This window comes from Brevibacillus sp. HB1.3 (genome assembly GCF_013186635.1).
Lineage (GTDB): Bacteria > Bacillota > Bacilli > Brevibacillales > Brevibacillaceae > Brevibacillus > Brevibacillus brevis_D.
On record NZ_JABMIT010000003.1, the window covers coordinates 24065 to 44593 of the forward strand.

3 protein-coding genes (1 of these 3 running past the window's edge) are annotated in these 20529 nt (G+C 47.7%); all 3 read left to right on the plus strand.

Features of this window, described 5'->3' with window-relative positions; genetic code table 11:
- Tightly spaced (each overlapping or abutting the next), the 3 genes in view from HPY31_RS07955 to HPY31_RS07965 form a layout consistent with a single transcriptional unit that may run on beyond the window.
- Entirely contained in the window at nt 1-8148 is an 8148-nt protein-coding gene (locus tag HPY31_RS07955; RefSeq protein ID WP_172139954.1) for an SDR family NAD(P)-dependent oxidoreductase, read from the plus strand.
- The gene (locus HPY31_RS07960) at nt 8145-20030 is read left to right on the plus strand and encodes an SDR family NAD(P)-dependent oxidoreductase (protein ID WP_172139956.1); all 11886 of its coding nucleotides are present in this window, start codon (nt 8145-8147) and stop codon (nt 20028-20030) included. The genes HPY31_RS07955 and HPY31_RS07960 overlap by 4 nt, the downstream gene beginning before the upstream one ends.
- Nucleotides 20027-20529, plus strand: partial view of a non-ribosomal peptide synthetase gene (locus HPY31_RS07965; protein WP_172139958.1) — the start only. Its footprint extends 20947 nt past the window's final position; the window shows 503 of its 21450 coding nt (coding positions 1-503); its start codon is at nt 20027-20029; its stop codon lies beyond the right edge, outside the window. The genes HPY31_RS07960 and HPY31_RS07965 overlap by 4 nt, the downstream gene beginning before the upstream one ends.

Genomic DNA, 20529 nt, shown 5'->3' on the forward strand with positions numbered 1-20529 from the left:
ATGAAGGTACTTTTTCATTCATTTCATGATGTGGAAACAATAGTGAAAGAAGTAATGACCGACTTAGTAAAAGATACGACGAATCCCTTGGATTTCGATAAAAGCTTTGTGGAATTAGGTATCAGCTCGGTATTGTCAGTAGAAATGGTTGAGATGATAAATGAGAAGCTAGGCATAGACTTGGGGATTGAGGCCGTTTTTGATCACGAGAATACCAAGCTGCTAGCCAGGCACATTTTCGAAAAATATCCGCCAGCAAGCCGTACCCAGTCCGATAACGGATCATCAACGATTGCGAGCAAGATAAGGAAAATCTTGGCTCAGCTATTGGATACATCTGTGGAAACCTTGAATTTTGATAAAAGCTTCGTTGAGCTTGGCATTCATTCTGTATTGGCGGTCGAATTAATAGAAGCGATCAATGCTGACTTGGGGATTCAGCTTGGCGTAGAAGTTATTTTTGATTATACAGAGGTGGGGGAGCTGGCAGAATATATATCTCTCCAATTTGCAACGGAGATAGCAGTAGACGACAGCCAAATCCCGCCAACTGTTTTCGAAAACGAAATTCGCCACTCTGATATCGCGATCATCGGTATAGCAGGCAGATTTGCTGGCTCGGATTCAGTGGAAGAGTTTTGGGAGCATATAGCATCTGGCGACAGTTGTATCGAGGGAATAACACGCAGTGGTTGGGAAGAGGATCAATATTACGGTGGGCTTCTCAAGGACATTGATCAATTTGATGCATCCTTTTTCAATATTTCCGCCGATGAAGCAAAAAGTATGGACCCCCAACAACGATTGTTCCTGCAAGAATCCTATAAAGCTTTTGAAGATAGCGGATATTCGGTTGACCAGTTAGCGGGGAGAAAAGTAGGTGTGTTTGTTGGAGGGCGTCGTTCAGACTACCAGGAGAAATCCATGTTGGCCGAAGGTGTCTCTTCACAAACGATGCTAGGCAATGAAATGTCCATGCTAGGAGCAAGACTCTCTTATTTTTTCAATCTCAAGGGACCAAGTCTTGCGGTAGATACAGCTTGTTCTTCTGCTTTGGTAGCCATTCATTTGGCTTGCGACAGTCTTCGCAGGGGAGAAACCGAAATGGCTCTTGCAGGCGGCGTTGCGATTCACAGCTCCCCTGAATTTTTTGTGATGTCCTCGAAAATGGGGGTAGTTTCACCGGATGGAACATGCAACACCTTTGACAATGATGCAAATGGCATGGTGTTTGGAGAAGGCGTTGGGGCGGTCGTACTGAAACCAGTTGCGAAAGCAGTGGAAGATGGCGACCATATTTATGCAATCATCAAGGGCTCAACGGTGAATCAGACAGGAAAGTCAAACGGGATTACCGCACCGAGCATGCTTGCCCAAAAAGAATTAATTGTGGATGCGTATGAGAATGCAGGGGTTGATCCAGAGACGATCAGTTATATCGAAGCGCATGGAACTGGAACGCAGCTGGGTGACCCTATTGAAGTGAAGGCATTGATTGAAGCGTTTCGTTCATTTACGGATAAAGTACAATTTTGCGCGATTGGCTCACATAAGCCCAACATCGGTCATACCACGATGACATCGGGACTGGCGAGTTTGTTTAAAGTGGTCATGGCGATGAAATATAAGAAGATCGCTCCGACGATTAGCGTCAAGGAGGTCAATAAGCATATTAAATTGACCGGGAGTCCTTTTTTCATCAATACGGAGCTTATGGAATGGAATACGAGTGATGCCACTCCGCGAAGAGCAGGTGTGAGCGCTTTAGGATCGAATGGAACCAATTGTCATCTGATTTTGGAAGAAGCACCTACGCTACAACCGCAATCAGGCAATCAGCAAGCAGGAGCCTATTACTTGTTCCCGTTTTCAGCCAAGAGCGAGTCAGCCCTCACACAAAAACTGGATGAAATGTCCCAATGGTTAGAAAAAGAAGCGGGACGTTTTCACGAACAAGATATTTCTTATACCTTGTTCACAGGGAGAAGCCATTTTTCGTATCGTTGCATGTTTATTGCCAAGGACGTAGATGAATTACGGAAAAAAATCGCGGAAGTAATGGAAACGGGAGCAGCTGCTGACTATTTTGTCCAGGATGAAACAGACGTGCGGCTAGAAAAGAGCTTGAGAGAGTTCGGAGAAAAATTAATGGCAGAAGTAGCAGAGAACCGTTCTCTATCCAACCAGGCAAGAAAAGAGAAGCTGGCCACGCTTGCCGATTTATTTGTAAAAGGATACAAGCTGGATTGGAGTTCCTTCTATAAAAACGGCAGATACAGCCGGGTTCCTCTGCCCGCCTATCCATTTAGAGGGGAACGCTATTGGTTGCCCAAAACCGAGCGACAGGATCGCTTGCCCAATACCCATCCCGAATTGTGGAAGGAAATGGACGAGCTTCTCGTCAAGCTGTTATGGGCGCAAATGCAGTCTATCGGTTGGTTTATTGCCAAGAGCGTGAATGTCGCCGACCTCAAGGCAAAAACAGGCTTCCCTGTGCGTTATGAAAAATGGTTGGAAGAAAGTATGGCGATGCTAACCCGTCACGGCTATCTCGATGGCTATGATGGAGAGCAATGCCTGGTGGTCGATCCGACTTTGACCGAAGTAGAAGCGGTATGGGAAGAATGGGATCGACGTAAGGTGGCATGGCGAGAAGATGCCAATCTGGTAGTGCGGATCAGTTTGCTGGAAGCAACGATGAAATCTCTGCCGCTCATTGTAACAGGCAAGAAGCTTGCTACAGATGTCATGTTTCCAGGCTCTTCTATGGAATTAGTACAACCTATCTATAAAAATAACCCGGTGGCAGATCACTACAATGAGGTGCTCGCGGAAACAGTCGCAGCCTATGTGGAAGAACGGGTGAAAAAAGATTCTTCGGCAAAAATTCGCATCATAGAGATTGGGGCGGGGACGGGCGGAACGAGCACGTTTGTCTTTGAAAAGCTGAAGCCTTATCAGCCGTTTATGGAAGAATATTGCTATACCGACATCTCCAAAGCATTTTTGATGTTCGCGCAAAAGGAATATGGACCGCATGTTCCGTATTTGACCTATCAAATTTTTAATGTGGAAGCGCCTTTTGTTGTGCAAGGGGTTCGAGAGGCCTACTACGATCTGGTGATTGCGGCTAATGTGCTGCATGCCACCAAAGATATTCGCAAAACCTTGCGCCATACCAAGGCTGTTTTACGAGAAAACGGTTTGGTTCTTTTAAATGAGATTAGCAGTAATTCCTTGTTCCTTCATTTGACCTTTGGTCTTTTGGAGGGCTGGTGGCTGTCTGAAGATACAGATGTACGTATTCCTGGTTCTCCTGCCTTAACTCCGGCATGTTGGCAAACGGTACTGGAAAGTGAAGGATTTCACACGATCTCTTTTCCAGCTCGGGAAGCGCATGATCTTGGACAACAGATTGTCATTGGAAAAAGCGATGGCGTCCTTCACCCTGATGTTGTACAGCAGGCAACAGCACCGCAAAACATTCCAAGCCAATCTGTAGTGACCGAGCAGACGGTGACGGATTATGTGAAGGATATGATTATTGAAAAGCTGGGTGCCGCATTGGAAGTCGATGTCGATTCGATCGATGTAGAAGAGCCTTTCAGAGATTATGGATTGGATTCGATTCTTGGCGTTCGATTGGTGCAAGAGATCAATCAAGCGTTGATGATTGAAATTGAGACAACGATTCTGTTTGATTACAGTTCAGTAAATCAACTTACAGGTTATATTTTGTCTGTGTACAAAGCGGTTATTGCTCAAGCGTTAGGGCAGAAGATCAGTCTGTTCGAGCAGAGGGAAGATCCCGTTTCTGCTATTCAGACCGAGCCATATATTCAAGCAACTCCAATGCTTTCAGAGGAAAAAAGGAGTGTGTCCGAAAAAGCTTCGTCCCCTACTGAACCCATTGCGATTATTGGAATGAGTGGCAAGTTCGCCTCATCTGGCAACACTGACGACTTATGGGACCACTTGGTGAGCGGCTCGGATTTGCTTAGGAAAGTGACTCGCTGGGATTTATCAGCGTACGGTTTGGACGAGGAAGAGGGCTATCAATACGGCGGGCTTGTAGAAAATATTGACTTGTTTGATCCGCTTTTTTTCAATATCTCCGGTTTGGAAGCTGACTATATGGACCCGCAGCAACGCTTCTTTTTGGAGGAATCCTGGAAGGCGTTGGAGGATGCTGGCTATGCGGGTCAAGGTGTGCAAGGAATCCAATGCGGCGTCTACGCGGGATGCGCCAAAGGCGATTATGATCGTCTCGTGGGAGAGAATCCTCCTGCCCAAGCCTTCTGGGGAAATATGGAGTCTATTGTGCCTGCCAGGGTTGCTTATCATCTGGACTTGCAGGGACCTGCTGTCACGATTGATACGGCTTGCTCGAGCTCCTTGGTGGCGATTCATATGGCGTGCCAAGCCTTGCGGACAGGTGAGATCGACATGGCATTGGCAGGTGGTGTCTTCATTCAATCTACGCCGGGCTTTTATTTGTCGGCCAAGCGAGCAGGTATGCTGTCACCGACAGGACGCTGCCACACGTTTGATGAGCGGGCAGATGGTTTTGCGACGGGGGAAGGCGCTGGTGTCGTTGTCCTGAAACGTCTCTCGGAAGCGCTCGCTTGCGGTGATCATATTTACGGTGTCATTCGAGGCTCGGGAATCAATCAGGATGGAACGACGAATGGGATTACAGCGCCGAGTGCGAAGTCCCAGGAACGCTTGGAACGCAATGTCTACGATACATTCGACATCAATCCTGAGCAAATTACAATGGTCGAGGCGCATGGAACAGGGACCAAGCTGGGAGATCCGATTGAGTATCAAGCGCTCACTCGTGCTTTTCGGGCCTATACGGATAAAAAGGAATTTTGTGCGATTGGATCGATCAAGACGAATATTGGACATACCCAGATCGCAGCAGGTGTTGCAGGGGTCATCAAAATCCTTTTGTCATTGAAACACAAACAAATCGCGCCATCCCTGCATTTTGAAGAGGGGAATGCCAATATTAAGTTTGTAGACAGCCCTTTTTATGTCAATACACGCCTGCAGGAATGGTCAGTGGAGCCTCAAGCCAAACGCTGTGCTGCGATCAGTTCCTTCGGAGCCAGCGGTACGAATGCGCATATGGTAATCGAAGAGGCGCCACAGGTAGAGCGGAATCATGCAAAAAAACCGGGCTATTTGCTTGTGCTGACGGCGCGTACTTTTGAACAATTGCGTCAGCAGGCTGCCCAATTGCTTTCGTTTTGTGAAAAAGCACCGGAGACGGATTGTGGAAATATCAGCTATACGCTGTTAGTAGGCAGAAAGCATTTCCATCACCGCTTCTCCTGCCTTGTTCAAAATACAGCCGAGCTTGTCCAGCTTTTGAAAAAGTGGCTGGAAACAGGAAAAGCATCACAGGCTTTTGTTTCTGAATTAAATGAAAAAGATCATCGTGAACAAATCGCATTGAAACGTTATGGAAATCAAAGCATCGAGAATCTGCAGGTAACGAGTCAGGCCAGCGAATATTTGGAGCAGCTATCTGTGGTCGCAGAATTGTTTGTGCAGGGATATGGATTAGACTATGACAAGCTGTTTGCGAACGATCAGTATTCGCGTATTCCACTTCCCACGTATCCTTTTGCCAAGGAACGTCATTGGGTACTGGAGAGTGAAACAAAAGCATTTGCTGTAAGGGGAGCGGCAACTACCATCACAGCATCCGTGATCCATCCCATGCTGCATCAGAACACGTCTACTTTCTCCGAGCAACGGTTTAGCTCCACCTTCACGGGAGAAGAGTTTTTCTTGGCGGATCACGTAGTCAAAGGGCAGCGGGTATTACCAGGAGTTGCCTATCTGGAGATGGCAAGAAGCGCGATGGAGCAAGCTGTAGGAGAAGACGTCCACGAGAATACGTCGATGAAGCTACAGAATGTCATATGGGCTCGTCCGATCGTTGTGGGCGATCAGCCTGTTCGGGTACATACGGGCCTCGTACTCGACGAAGATGGGGGAGTATCCTACCAAATCTATAGCGAGGCAGAGGGCAGTGATGCCAAGATCGTGGTACACAGTCAAGGTGATGCTGTGCTTACTCCACGCTCGGAGTTGCACATGCTTGATTTGTCCGTTTTGCAAGAGCAGTGCAGCGAGCAGGTGATTTCATCCGAGGAATTCTATGAGTTCTTCAGAGCGATTCAAATTGATTATGGACGCGGACATAAAGGAATAGACAAGGTATATGTCGGGTCTGGACAAGTCTTGGCAAAGCTGGTTTTACCGTTATCGGTCACCGGGTCAGTGGATCAGTTTGTCTTGCATCCAAGCTTGATGGATTCAGCGTTGCAGGCATCTGTGGAGTTGACACTTTCTTCTCGTGACGTGATGTCGTCTGACAGTTTGGCAAAACGCAAGCCAGTGATGCCTTTTGCCCTGGAGGAAATGGAAATCATTCGCCCGTGCACCTCTGAGATGTGGGCATATGTGCGCTACAGCGACGGTAGCCAAGCAGGGAATAAGGTGGAAAAATACGATATCGACCTATGTGACGACACAGGAACGATTTGTGTACGGATGAAGGGATTCACATCTCGGGTATTGGAAAGAGAGATCCAAACAGATCGTACAGCAGCAAAAGGGGCAGTTGAGACCGCAAGCGAATCGCTGATTGGAACCATGCTGCTGAGTCCTGTTTGGGAAGAGGCTGTAGTGGCTCATGGTTCGGAAACGCCACTTGCAAGCGAGCGTATTCTGATTGTTTGTGCAGATGACGAGAACCGAAGCCTTGTTCAACAACGCTATCCGCGGGCAGCTACTATGGAGATTACGCCCGCAGAAAGTATAGATGAACTAGCCGTGAAGCTGGAGCAGATTGGTTCGATTGACCATATCATCTGGATTGCGCCATGGATTGATTTGGAATACCTGGCAGAAGAGGCCCTGATCATCGAGCAGGAGCGCGGTGTATTTCATGTATTTCGTTTGCTAAAAGCGCTGCTCAAACTGGGCTACGATACCAAGAAGCTAGGATGGAGTCTCGTAACTTTCCAGACTCAACCGATTCATCCGAACGATGTGGTGAATCCTATTCATGCCAGTCTTTACGGTTTAGTCGGTTCGATGGCAAAAGAATACACGAACTGGCGTATCCGACTGGTTGATCTGGAAGCGGGTCGTGTTTGGCCTATAGAGGATGTTTTCACACTTCCGCCAGATGCTGAGGGGAATGCAACGGTTTATCGCGGAGGGAAATGGTATCGTCAGGAATTAATTCCATTGCGTCAAATGGAAAGGGAACAGGCTTCCTACAGGCAGGGGGGAGTCTATGTGGTGATCGGAGGCGCTGGCGGTATTGGCGAAGTCTGGAGCGAGTACATGATCAGCACCTATCAAGCCCAAATCATCTGGATTGGACGCCGAGAAAAAAATGCAGAGATCCAAGCCAAAGTGGATCGACTTGCAAAGCTCGGACCTGCTCCTGTCTATATCGCGGCGGATGCGACGAATCGCAAGTCCTTGTACTTTGCTTATGAAGAAATCAAAAAAAGATATAAACAAGTGAACGGAGTCATTCATTCCGCAATTGTTCTGCTAGATAAAAGTCTCGCGAATATGGACGAAGAGCGCTTCCGTGCGGGGCTTTCGGCAAAGGTTGATGTAAGCGTGCGGATTGCTCAAGTATTTGATCGGGAGCCGTTGGATTTTGTCATGTTCTTTTCATCGATCAATTCATTTACCAAGTCGCCTGGACAAAGCAATTATGCGTCAGGTTGTACGTTTAAGGATATATTCGCGCACCAGCTATCGTTGCATAGCCTCAGTGCAGTGAAGGTGATGAATTGGGGATACTGGGCGAACGTGGGCATTGTTGCCACCAAGGATTATCAGGAGAGAATGGCACAGGCAGGATTAGGCTCCATTGAACCTCGTGAAGCGATGGAGGCTTTGGAAAAGCTGCTTGCAGGACCCATCAATCAAGTCGCGTTGGTGAAAACAACGAAATCACAGGCCATGCTTAAAGTAAATCCGGATAAATCCATTTACATCTATCCTGAAAAGCTAGTATCCCACATCGAACGCGTAAAGAATGAGATGCCCAAACTAGAGTTTTCGTCTCAACGCAGACAATCTGAAATGGAGGCTTATAAATGAATACAATGGATAAGCTTCTCAGTGAACTACTCTATGGTCAATTACAGTCAATCGGGCTGTTCACGGTAAAAAACCAGACGATCGGAGAACTCAAAGCCAAATTGCATGACAGGTACGGCAAATGGCTGGAAGAAAGCATAGCCGTTCTCGTACAAAACCAGTATCTTGCATACGATGGAGAGTCACTCATCGCAAAAGATACTACCCCTATCAATCTCGAAACCGCATGGGAAAAATGGGAGGAAGAAAAAACAGCATGGCTGAACGACCCGAATAGTAAAGCGCAGGTGATTCTGGTAGAGGCAACCATGCGCGTACTGCCAGATATTTTGTTAGGAAAGATTCCAGCTACGGACATCATGTTCCCTAATTCCTCGATGGAACTGGTGGAAGGGATTTATAAACACAATGAGGTTGCGGACTACTTTAATGAAGTGCTCGCCAATACGATTGTTACCTATGTGAAGCAGCGTACGGAGCAAGATCCTTCTGCTCGGATTCGCATTTTGGAAATCGGGGCAGGTACAGGTGGAACGAGTGCGATCGTACTGCCAAGGCTAAAGCCCTTTCAGAAACATATCGAGGAATATTGTTATACCGATCTTTCGCAAGCCTTTTTGCTTCACGCCGAAAAAGAATATGGAGCAGAAAATCCATATCTCACGTATCGGATTTTTAACGTGGAAAAGCCTGTTGAGGAGCAGGGGATCGCTGCGGACACTTATGATCTCGTGATTGCCACAAATGTTCTGCATGCGACAAAAAATATTAGCCAAACCTTGCTCCACGCCAAAATAACGTTACAGAAAAATGGCTTGCTAATTCTGAATGAATTAACGAGCAATACCTTGTTTGCTCACTTGACGTTTGGCTTGCTGGATGGCTGGTGGCGCTATGATGATCCAGAATGGCGAATTCCTGGCTGCCCCCTGTTAACGGTTGAAACATGGCAAAAGGTGTTGAAGAAGGCAGGATACCGATCTGTTTTCCTGCCAGCAGAAGACCAGCTGGATTTATGTCAACAAATTATTGTGGCAGAAAGCGATGGGGTGATTCGTTACAGCAGCCAACCGAGGCAATCGGCGGTAACAGTTGCGTATTCGCCTACAAAAAAGCAAGCCTCAAAGCTGAAGGCGATGCCACTCCAAAAACAAGTGCCTGTACCCACGAAACCAGCGAAAAAGTCAGGCAGAGTCACGGAGGAATTCCTTCGCGATAAAAGCACGGCTTATCTCAAAATGTTGATTGGTGAAACGCTCAGAATTCCGACCCATCAGATAAAATCGTCTGCGCCATTAGAGCAATACGGGATTGATTCGATTCTGGTTGTGCAATTGACCAATTCGCTTCGCAAAGATTTTGCGAATATGAGCAGTACGATTTTTTTCGAGTATCAAACGATTGATGCCTTGGTAGCGTATCTCATCGAGACGCAAAAGGAAGCGTTGATCAAGGTAATAGGAGTAGAAGCACAAGAAGCTGTTGAGGAAGCATTGCCCGTCGCTGCTTCAACGGCGCACACCGATCTTCCTGTGAGAAACATGAGACGCTTTTTATCCGTTCGGGAACAAGAAAGAAAGGAATCCATTTCGCCTTCATCGGTGGTGCGGGATGTGGCGATCATCGGTCTTTCCGGGCGTTATCCGCAGGCGAAAAATGTGGATGAATTCTGGAATCGTTTAAAAGAGGGGAAAAACTGCATTTCTGAAATCCCTAAGGATCGCTGGGATTGGCAGAGCTATTTTGACGAAGAAAAAGGCAAGAAGGAATCGATGTATACAAAATGGGGCGGATTTATCGATGATATGGATAAATTCGATCCCTTATTTTTTCAAATCTCTCCCAAAGAAGCCGAGGAGATGGACCCGCAAGAACGGTTATTTTTACAAGAAGCCTATGCGAGTATTGAGGACGCTGGATATACGCCTACAACTCTGTGTGAAAGCAGAAAAGTAGGCGTTTTTGTCGGCGTGATGAATGGCAATTACCCAACGGGAGCCACTTATTGGTCGATCGCGAATCGCCTCTCTTATCTATTAAACTTTCAAGGTCCGAGCGTGGCGGTGGATACGGCTTGCTCCGCTTCTCTCACCGCGATTCATTTCGCCTTGGAAAGCTTGTACAGCGGCACAAGCGAGTGTGCAATCGCAGGGGGAGTCAATCTCATTGTCGATCCCGTCCACTACATGAAATTGTCAGCTTTGACGATGCTCTCTCCTTCGAATCAATGCAAGTCCTTCGGCGATCAAGCGGACGGCTTTGTGGATGGAGAGGGTGTAGGGGCTATCGTCTTGAAGCCTTTGGATAAGGCGATAGCCGATGGTGACCATATTTACGGAGTCATCAAAGGAAGCATGATGAATGCCGGTGGGAAAACGAATGGCTATACCGTCCCGAATCCGCAGGCGCAGGCGCAGCTAGTGGCGGATGCCCTACAACGTGCCAAGGTACATGCAAGAACGGTCAGTTATCTGGAAGCACATGGAACCGGAACGGAGCTAGGAGACCCGATCGAGGTTGCTGGACTTACTCGCGCCTTTGAAAAAGACACCCAAGACAAACAGTTCTGTGCATTGGGATCAGCGAAGTCGAATATTGGTCATTGTGAAAGTGCGGCAGGGATTGCTGGCGTAACGAAAATATTATTGCAGCTGAAGCACGCGAAATTAGTGCCATCCTTACATTCCCGTACGCTCAATCCCAATATTGATTTCACCAAGACGCCGTTTGTGGTTCAGCAAGAGTTGGCAGAGTGGAAACGACCGATTGTAGAGATCAATGGCACAACCAATGAATATCCACGAATTGCAGGGATTTCCTCGTTTGGTGCAGGGGGAAGCAATGCCCATGTGATTATCGAAGAATATATTCCGGAAGAGCAAAAGCAATCCGGTTTGAAAATCACACCTCAGAACCCGGCTATTTTTGTTTTGTCAGCAAAGAATGCGGAGAGGCTGTTTGAGATCGTTCAGCAGTTGTTAGCTTTTATCCAGGAACACTCTCTGTCCGATGAGCACTTAGCAGACATGGCGTACACGCTTCAGGTAGGACGTGTAGCCATGGAAGAGCGCATTGCTGTCATCGCAGGCACTATGAAGGAGTTGCAACAAAAACTAACAGACTATGTAGAAGGGCAAGAGCACATTGTTGATTTGTATCGTGGTCAGGTAAACCGAAATCAGGAAATGCTGGATATTTTGACGTCCGATGATGAATTAGAAGAAACGATTGCGAGATGGATGGAACGCGGAAAGTACAGCAAGCTTCTCGACCTGTGGGTGAAGGGCTTATCTATCGATTGGAACAAGCTCTACCAGGAGGAGCAACCGAGTCGGATCAGTTTGCCGACGTATCCTTTTGCCAAGGAATCGTATTGGACCCACGCCAGGTCTGTTAGCAGCAGCGCAGGTGTGGGTGCGATTCATCCTTTCTTACACCAAAATACATCTGATTTCATGGAGCAGCGGTTTAGCTCCATGTTTACGGGACAGGAGTTTTTCCTGAGTGACCATGTCATTAAGGGGCAACGTGTCTTGCCAAGTGCGGCTTATCTGGAGATGGCACGGGCAGCGATCCAGCAGGCGACGAGAGGGCTTGATTCGGAGCGAGAACCGGAAGGACTCCGCTTCAAAAATGTGGTCTGGACGCAACCTTTGGCTGTTGGGCCAGAGCCCGTTCAGGCACATATCGAACTCTATCCTGAGGCGAATGGTGAGATAGCTTTTGAAATTTACAGCGATAGCAACCAAGACCGGGAACAAACGGTGGAGATTGTACATAGTCAAGGAAGTGCCGTACTGTGTTCCATTCCAGATATTCCATCATTCGATCTCTCCGTATTGCAGGAACAGTGCAGCCTAAGCACACTCAGCGCGGAACAATGCTATGACGCTTTCAAAAAGATGGGAGTCGACTATGGGCCTGCACATCGTGGGATCGAGCAGATTTTGATTGGTCAGGAGCAGGTGCTCGCGAAGCTGTCTCTGCCTTCTTCCGTGGTGAAGACCCAAGGCCAATTTGGTCTGCATCCGAGTTTGCTCGACGCAGCTCTACAGTCGTCCCTTGGCTTGATGATGGCAACCAGTGATTTTTCGCTGATCCTTCCCTTTGCTCTTGAAGAAATGGAGATCGTAGGTGCTTGCTCCTCTTCCATGTGGGCACTCATTCGCTACAGGGAAGGCAGTAGGGCTGGAGACAGAGTGGAGAAGTTTGATATCGATTTGTGTGACGAGAACGGAAATGTCCAAGTGCGGATGAAGGGCTTTTCTACGCGCAGGATCGCAAATGAATCTGTTAGATCAGAAGTAGAAGCGCCAAAAGCTTCCGTTCCTCTCGAAGGGGAGAAGGCCATAGATTCCTCCTCACTGATGGAACAGGCAACCCCTTATTTTAAAAAGCTGCTTTCCTCCGTGATCAAATTGCCAGCCAATAAAATGGAAGCAGACGCCTCGTTGGAAAAATACGGTGTCGATTCCATTGTGGCTATGCAGATGACCAAGGAGCTGGAAAAGCAATTTGGTTCGTTACCAAAAACGTTATTTTTTGAATACCAAACGATAAAAGAATTAACCGGGTATTTTCTTGAAAACTACCGTGAAAATCTGATGCACATCCTGGGGATGAGGGAAAATGCAGAAGCCTCCCTCGCGCAAGAATCAGAAGCAACGATGGTGGATGAGAGGAAAGCACAGACAGAGCGCAGGAGCAAAAAACGTAAGTCTCAACGATTCGCGTCCCTGCGCATGGAAACCCAGCGAGCAAAAGGGGCGTTGGACATTGCCATTATTGGGATGTCCGGACGTTATCCGCAAGCATGGAATATCCATGACTTTTGGAAAAACCTACGTGATGGCAAGGATTGTATTACCGAAATCCCAAAAGACCGTTGGGATCACAGTCTGTACTTTGATGAAGCGAAGGATAAGATCGGTAAATCGTATTCCAAATGGGGCGGCTTCATAGATGGTGTTGATCAATTTGATCCGCTTTTCTTCCATATTTCCCCAAGGGAAGCAGAGCTAATGGACCCACAGGAGCGGTTATTTTTACAGTGTGTCTATGAAACGATAGAGGACGCAGGGTATACGCGCGAAACGCTGGGCAAGCACGAAGGCTTGGGAGGCAATGTTGGTGTTTACGTAGGCGTTATGTACGAGGAATACCAGCTCTATGCGTCCGCTGAACAGGCGTTGGGCAGAGCGCTTGCGATTGCGGGGAGTCCAGCTTCTATCGCGAACCGCGTCTCCTATTTTTGCAATTTCCACGGTCCAAGCATGGCGGTCGATACGATGTGTTCGTCTTCGTTGACGGGTATTCATTTAGCGTGTCACAGCTTACAGCGTGGCGAATGTGAGGTTGCGATAGCAGGTGGTGTGAACGTTTCTATTCATCCAAATAAATATTTGTATTTGTCGCAGGGCAAGTTCGCCTCCAGCAAAGGACGATGCGAAAGCTTTGGGGAAGGTGGAGACGGATATGTACCTGGCGAAGGAGTCGGAGCCGTATTGCTCAAACCTCTGGCAAGAGCAATTGCTGATGGAGACCACATCTATGGTGTGATCAAAGGAAGCGCCATTAATCATGGTGGAAAAACAAACGGCTATACGGTTCCCAATCCTCATTCTCAATCAAGAGTGATTCGCCGAGCTTTTGAAGAAGCAGGAATTCATCCGAGAACGGTCAGCTATATAGAGGCACATGGTACAGGGACTTCCTTGGGAGACCCTATTGAAATTGCCGGATTGACGAAGACCTTTCAGGAATACACGAAGGAGAATCAGTTCTGCGCGATTGGTTCGGCCAAGTCAAATATCGGGCATGGCGAGAGTGCGGCAGGGATCGCAGGGTTAACCAAGATATTGCTGCAAATGAAATACAAGAGACTAGTTCCGTCCTTGCATTCCCGCACACTTAATCCAAACATTGATTTCAGCAAGACGCCATTTGTGGTGCAGCAAGAGCTGGCGGAATGGAAGCGACCTGTCATTGAAATCGATGGAGTAACCAGAGAATATGCAAGAATTGCGGGGATATCCTCCTTTGGGGCGGGAGGGGCAAATGCTCATCTCGTCATAGAGGAATATATCGAAGCGGAACACCGCCCACCAAGCAGCATCTCGGCAAAAAATCCAGCTGTCATCGTACTGTCAGCGAAGAATAAAGACCGTCTCCGGGAGCAGGTGCAGCGGTTGTTGTCTGCTATTCGGGAGAAAGTGCTGACGGACAACGATCTGGCTGAGATTGCCTACACGCTCCAAGTAGGACGTGAAGCGATGGAAGAGCGGCTCGCTGTGATCGTCAAGTCGATCTCCGAGCTTGAAGCGAAGCTAACGTATTATCTGAAAGATGAGGATGATAGACAAGACCTGTTCACAGGTCAGGTAAAGCGGAATAAAGAGACGATGGATGTTTTTGCCGCAGATGAGGATTTACAACAGGCAATCGAGACGTGGATCACCAAAGGGAAATACGCAAAGATTTTGCAGATGTGGGTACAGGGGTTGATTTTTGACTGGAACAAGCTCTATGGGGAAACAAAGCCTCGTCGAATCAGCTTGCCTGCCTATCCTTTTGCAAGAGAGCGCTATTGGCTGCCAAAGGTGGAGTCACAAACCATTGGTTTTACCGCAGGGGCGCCGGCTTACCTGCATCCCTTGCTGCATCAAAATACGTCTACACTTTCGGAGCAACGGCACAGCTCGACGTTTACAGGGCAGGAGTTTTTCCTGAGAGATCATGTCGTGAACGGACAAAAGGTTTTGCCTGGGGTAGCTTATCTGGAGATGGCACGAGTGGCTGTGGATATGGCAGCAGGTGTCCGAACGGATAACCAGTCGGTGATTACACTGAAAAATATCGTGTGGGCGAAACCAGTTATCGTCGAAGATGCCCCCATCCAAGTACACACGGGACTATACCCGGAAGAGAATGGTGAAATCACTTTTGAAATCTATAGCCAGCCAAGGGAAGCCGAGGAGAGTCTAGTAGTACATAGCCAGGGTAGAGCAGTACTACGATCAGCTATGGAGGCGCCAGCGCTCGACCTTTCCGCCATTCAAGCACAGTGCACAGAGATCAGTTACAGCTTTAGCCAATGCTACGAAACGTTCCATGGGATTGGACTGGCATACGGTCCATCACACCAAGGGATTGAGAAGCTGTTTGTTGGGCCAGATCAAGTGCTGGCGAAGCTTGTCTTGCCTTCTTCTGTTACGGGTACAGCAGAGGCATTTGTCCTTCATCCGAGTATGATGGACGCCGCATTACAGGCATCGCTTGGATTCATGATGGGCACTTCCGATCTTCAGCCATCCCTGCCTTTTGCCTTGGAGGAATTGAACATTTACGGTGCTTCTACAACTGCTGTATGGGCGTTGGTTCGATACAGTGACGGCCATGCAGCTACGCAAAAAGTACAGAAGCTCGACATTGATTTGTGTGATGAGCGAGGCACAATTTGCGTTAGCATGAAGGGATTCACAACGAGGGTCCTCGAAGGTGAAAAAGCTGCCGGAGTCGCAAAAAACAAAGGTACAGGTGAAGTAGGAAAAATCACTAATACGTTGATGCTGCAGCCTGTTTGGATCGAAAAAGGCATTCCCAAGGAAGCCAAAGCACCTGAATATGAACAGCATGTGGTGATGCTCTGCGAACCAGGGAAGATTTCATCGGAAAGCCTTTCATCTCAGATAAACGGTGCGCGGTTCCTAGTGTTGCAATCGGATCAGCAAGGCATAGCGGAAAGATTCCAAGCGTATGCTGTTCAGGCGTTTGAAGAAATAAAAGCCCTTCTTCAAGCAAAGCCAAAGGGGAAAATGCTGATTCAGATAATAGTTCCTTTTGAAACGGAACAACGAGTGTTTGCTGGATTAGCTGGTCTGTTGAAAACCGCACAGATCGAAAACCCGAAAGTAATCGGACAGTTGATCGAGATTGATTTGACGGAAGATTCAGCGAAATTAGCGGAGCAGTTGAGAGCAAACAGCCTTTGCCCTACAGACAGACAGATTCGCTATCAGTTAGGAAAAAGATATATAGCGGGTTGGAGTGAGGTTGCTCCTCAGGATGAAGTCAGTATGCCATGGAAAGACAACGGGATTTATTTGATCACAGGCGGAGCAGGTGGCTTGGGACTTCTTTTTGCCGAAGAGATGGCGAAGAAAGCCCGTGGTATCACCTTGATTTTGACGGGACGCTCTGCGCTGACTGAGGAGAAGCAAGCACAGCTTCGCAAGCTTGCGGACAACGGAACCGGAACCAGAGTCGAATACCGCCAAGTGGATGTCACGAAGAAACAGGCCGTAGAGGATTTGATCCAAAGTATCCAAACAGACTTTGGCGATCTTCACGGGATCATTCACGGGGCGGGCGTGACTTTCGACAACTTTATCTTGAAAAAAACCAAAGAAGAAGTACTAGCAGTTCTCGCGCCAAAGGTTGCGGGACTTCTTCACTTAGACGAAGCGACTAAGGGACTGAATCTGGATTTCTTTGTCCTCTTTTCTTCAGCCGCTGGAGGTTTAGGCAATATGGGCCAAGCAGATTATGCGATGGCCAACGCCTTTATGGATAACTACTCCGTTTACCGCAACGAGCAGATCGCGCTAGGTGAACGGAGAGGTCAGACCATCTCCATCAATTGGCCCCTGTGGAAAGAGGGCGGAATGCAGGTAGGCGAAGAGACAGAAAAGAGATTGTGGGACGATCTTGGCATGGTTGCTATGCAGACAGCTTCGGGTATCAACTGCTTGTATCAGGGGTTAGCTTCGGGACAAGATCAGTTGATGGTCATGGAAGGTGATCGTGTACGGATGAAGCAGAGGCTGATAGGGGAAACGGCAACCTCTGTGACCGCAACAGCTCATTCGAATAGCTTGCAAAGTGAGATTCAAGTGTCTTTGCGGAAAATGGTCGCTGATGTGCTCAAGGTGGAGAAAGAGGATATAGATATCTACGCGGAGCTCCATGAGTACGGCTTTGACCAGATTAAGCTGACCGAATTTACAAACAAGCTGAATCAAGCCTATCAGCTTGAGCTTACTCCACCTGTATTGGTAGAGTACCCGACGCTTCTTGCTGTCTCGCAATACTTGTTTGAAGCATACCGGGATCGGTTCATACAATCGTTCGACCCAGCAGAGCGAGCAAGTACTTCTGCAAAAATAGAGAAAGAACAGCCAATTTCCGGTGGGCAACAAGGGGTACTTCGGGCAAAAGTAAGGGAATATCTGAAAAAAGAAGTTTCTGCTGTTATCAAGCTCCCTGCTTATAAAATCGATGAGGAAGCTCCATTGGAGAAATATGGGATCGACTCGGTTATGGCGATGCAATTGACCAAGCAATTGGAAAAAGTGTTCGGTTCGCTGTCGAAAACGTTGCTCTATGAATACCAAAACATCGAGGATTTGACAGGCTATCTTGTAGCTCATCATCGAGACAAGATCATTGAAATCATGGGGGCTGGGAAAACAGCAGAGACAAGTACAGGAGAAAATGTTCCTAATGCGCTGCCTACTGCTGACTCCATAACAGCCTATCGCCGTCGTTTCTCACGATTTGTTACGCGTGAGCAGGCAAATAAACAAACAACATCTGACCTAGACATTGCGGTCATCGGTATTTCTGGTCGTTATCCGCAGGCTTCTACTATACAAGAATTCTGGAACAACTTGCGGGAAGGCAAGGATTGCATTACAGAAATTCCGCAAGAGCGCTGGGATCACAGCCTGTATTTTGACGAGACTCGGAACAGCCAAGGAAAAGCATACAGCAAATGGGGCGGCTTCATAGATGGTGTCGATCAATTTGATCCGCTGTTCTTCCATATTTCCCCGCGGGAAGCGGAAATGATGGACCCTCAAGAACGCCTTTTCCTGGAAACTGTGTGGAATCTGCTGGAAGAGGCAGGACACACCCGAGAGGTATTACAGAGTCAATATGAGAATAAAGTCGGCGTCTATGTAGGGGCGATGTATCAGCCGTATCACGCATTTGATACGGATATGGAAAAGAGCTCGATCATTTCCCTGTCTTCCTACCATTCGATTGCAAACCGAGTCTCTTACTTCTTCAATCTGCAAGGTCCAAGCATGGCGATTGATACAGCGTGTTCTTCATCTGCTATTGCCATTTACCATGCCTGCGAAAGCTTGTTGAAAGGTGAAAGCACGCTTGCCATCGCGGGTGGCGTGAATGTTTCGATCCATCCTAAGAAATACCTAGGCTTAAGTCAGGCCCAAATGATTGGAAGCCACGCAGATAGCAGAAGCTTTGGCGATGGAGACGGATATTTGCCAGCAGAAGGCGTAGGCGCTGTACTATTGAAGCCTTTAGCCAAAGCGGTGGAAGATGGAGATTCCATCCTAGCTGTTATCAAATCAGCCGCGACCAATCATGGCGGACGTACCAATGGATTTTCCGTGCCGAATCCCAACGCACAAGCGCAATTGATCGAAGAAAATTTTGCGAGAGCGGGCATTGATCCACGGACTATCAGTTATGTGGAAGCCGCCGCTAATGGTTCGCTGCTGGGAGATCCGATTGAGTTGAAGGCATTAACAAATGCTTTTTCGAAGCAGACGGACGATGTTCAGTTTTGTGCGATTGGGTCAGTGAAATCGAATATCGGTCACGCCGAAGCAGCTTCTGGTATTTCTCAGCTGACCAAGGTGATTTTGCAGCTACAACATCAGGAATTAGTTCCCTCGATAAAAGCGGAGCCGTTGAACCCGCATATCCATTTTGCAGAAACGCCTTTTTATCTGCAAAAAGCTCGACAAAAGTGGGAGCGACCCGTGCTGAGAATCAATGGGGAAGAACGAGAGGTTCCGCGCCGAGCGACGATCAGTTCGTTTGGAGCAGGCGGGTCAAATGTTCATTTGATCCTCGAAGAATATATTCCGGTGCAAAGAGAGATGAATTCCATTTCTGCTGACACTTCACCCCAGATCGTGGTTTTCTCGGCAAAAAATGCGGAGCGATTGCGTGCCGTTGCCAAGCAGATGCTTGCATTTGCCCAGCAGCAAGCGTTTTCCTTGGCGGATTTTGCCTATACGCTCCAAGTGAAACGAGAGGCTATGGAATGCAGGCTGGCTATGGTGGTTCAAGATCGTGATGAACTGGTTCATGGATTGCAGGCTTATTTGGAAGCGATGGAACTAGGTAGCGAGCCAGCTGCATCGATTCCTATCTATACAGGAGACCTCGAAGAAGACCATGGAGGAGTGAGAAATCTATTTTCTGGAAAAGTAGGAGATACCGTATTGCAGGTTCTTTTAGCAGAAAACAATCTGGACAAGCTTGCCCTTCATTGGACCCAGGGAGGTAAAATTCCTTGGGAATCCTTGCATTCAGAAGAACGTCGCATGATGTCTCTGCCTACCTATCCTTTTGCCAGAGAACGCTATTGGCTCGGCACTGAAACGGTCACTCCACCTATGGAAAAAGAGACGATAGCGATTGATATCAACCCGGACAGCCCAACAGAGGAAAATATCCAGCGGGATATGGCACAATTTCTCTCACGGGAATTACGCCTTTCGGAAGGGCAAATCAAGCCAAACAAATATTTCATGGACTATGGCATGGATTCGATCATGGTGACCAAGCTGATTCGTCATTTAGAGCTGCGCTGGAACATCAAGATCAGAGGGCGGGAAGTGCTGGAGAACCCGACGATGAAGTCCTTGGCACATCTCCTTGCGATAAAAATAAAAGAGTGCAGTCATAAAGAGATCGCTTCCACGACAGATTTTGAAACAATGTCTCCGGATAGCGGGGAACGGACGGAGAATTTCGCAATCGATATGCTGCAAAAATTCAAAGAAGGCCTACTAAGCCTGGAAGAGATCGAACAGTTAATCGACAAAGGAGGGATAATATGATGCGACGGGAAATCCTCATGGCTTACAAAGAAGGTAAGCTGTCTGCTGCGGAAGTCCAAGAAAAGCTTCTGGAGCTGGAAAACCCATCGTTTACAAGTCCTCTGTCCGTCGGGCAGCAAGGATTGTGGATGTTGCAAAAAATGTCCCCTACGATGAGTGCGTATAATGTTCCGTTATGCTTTTGCATCCGTCAGAAATGGGACGTAGCCTTATTTAAACAGGCCTGCCACCATGTCTGGAAACAGCATCCGCTTTTACAGCGTTCGATTATGGAAAAGCAGGGTGTTCCGTATCTCATTCAACGCAAGGAGCAATCGCTTGCCATTGAGCAGGAGGACATCTCAAACCTAACGTCTCAGGATGTATTGCCGTATCTCAGGCAAAAAGTAAAAGAGCCCTTTTCATTGGAAAAGGGTTCTTTACTCCGCATTCATCTATTGTCGCGTTCAGAAGAAGAGCATTATGTGCTGATTACGATCCATCATATGATTTTTGACGG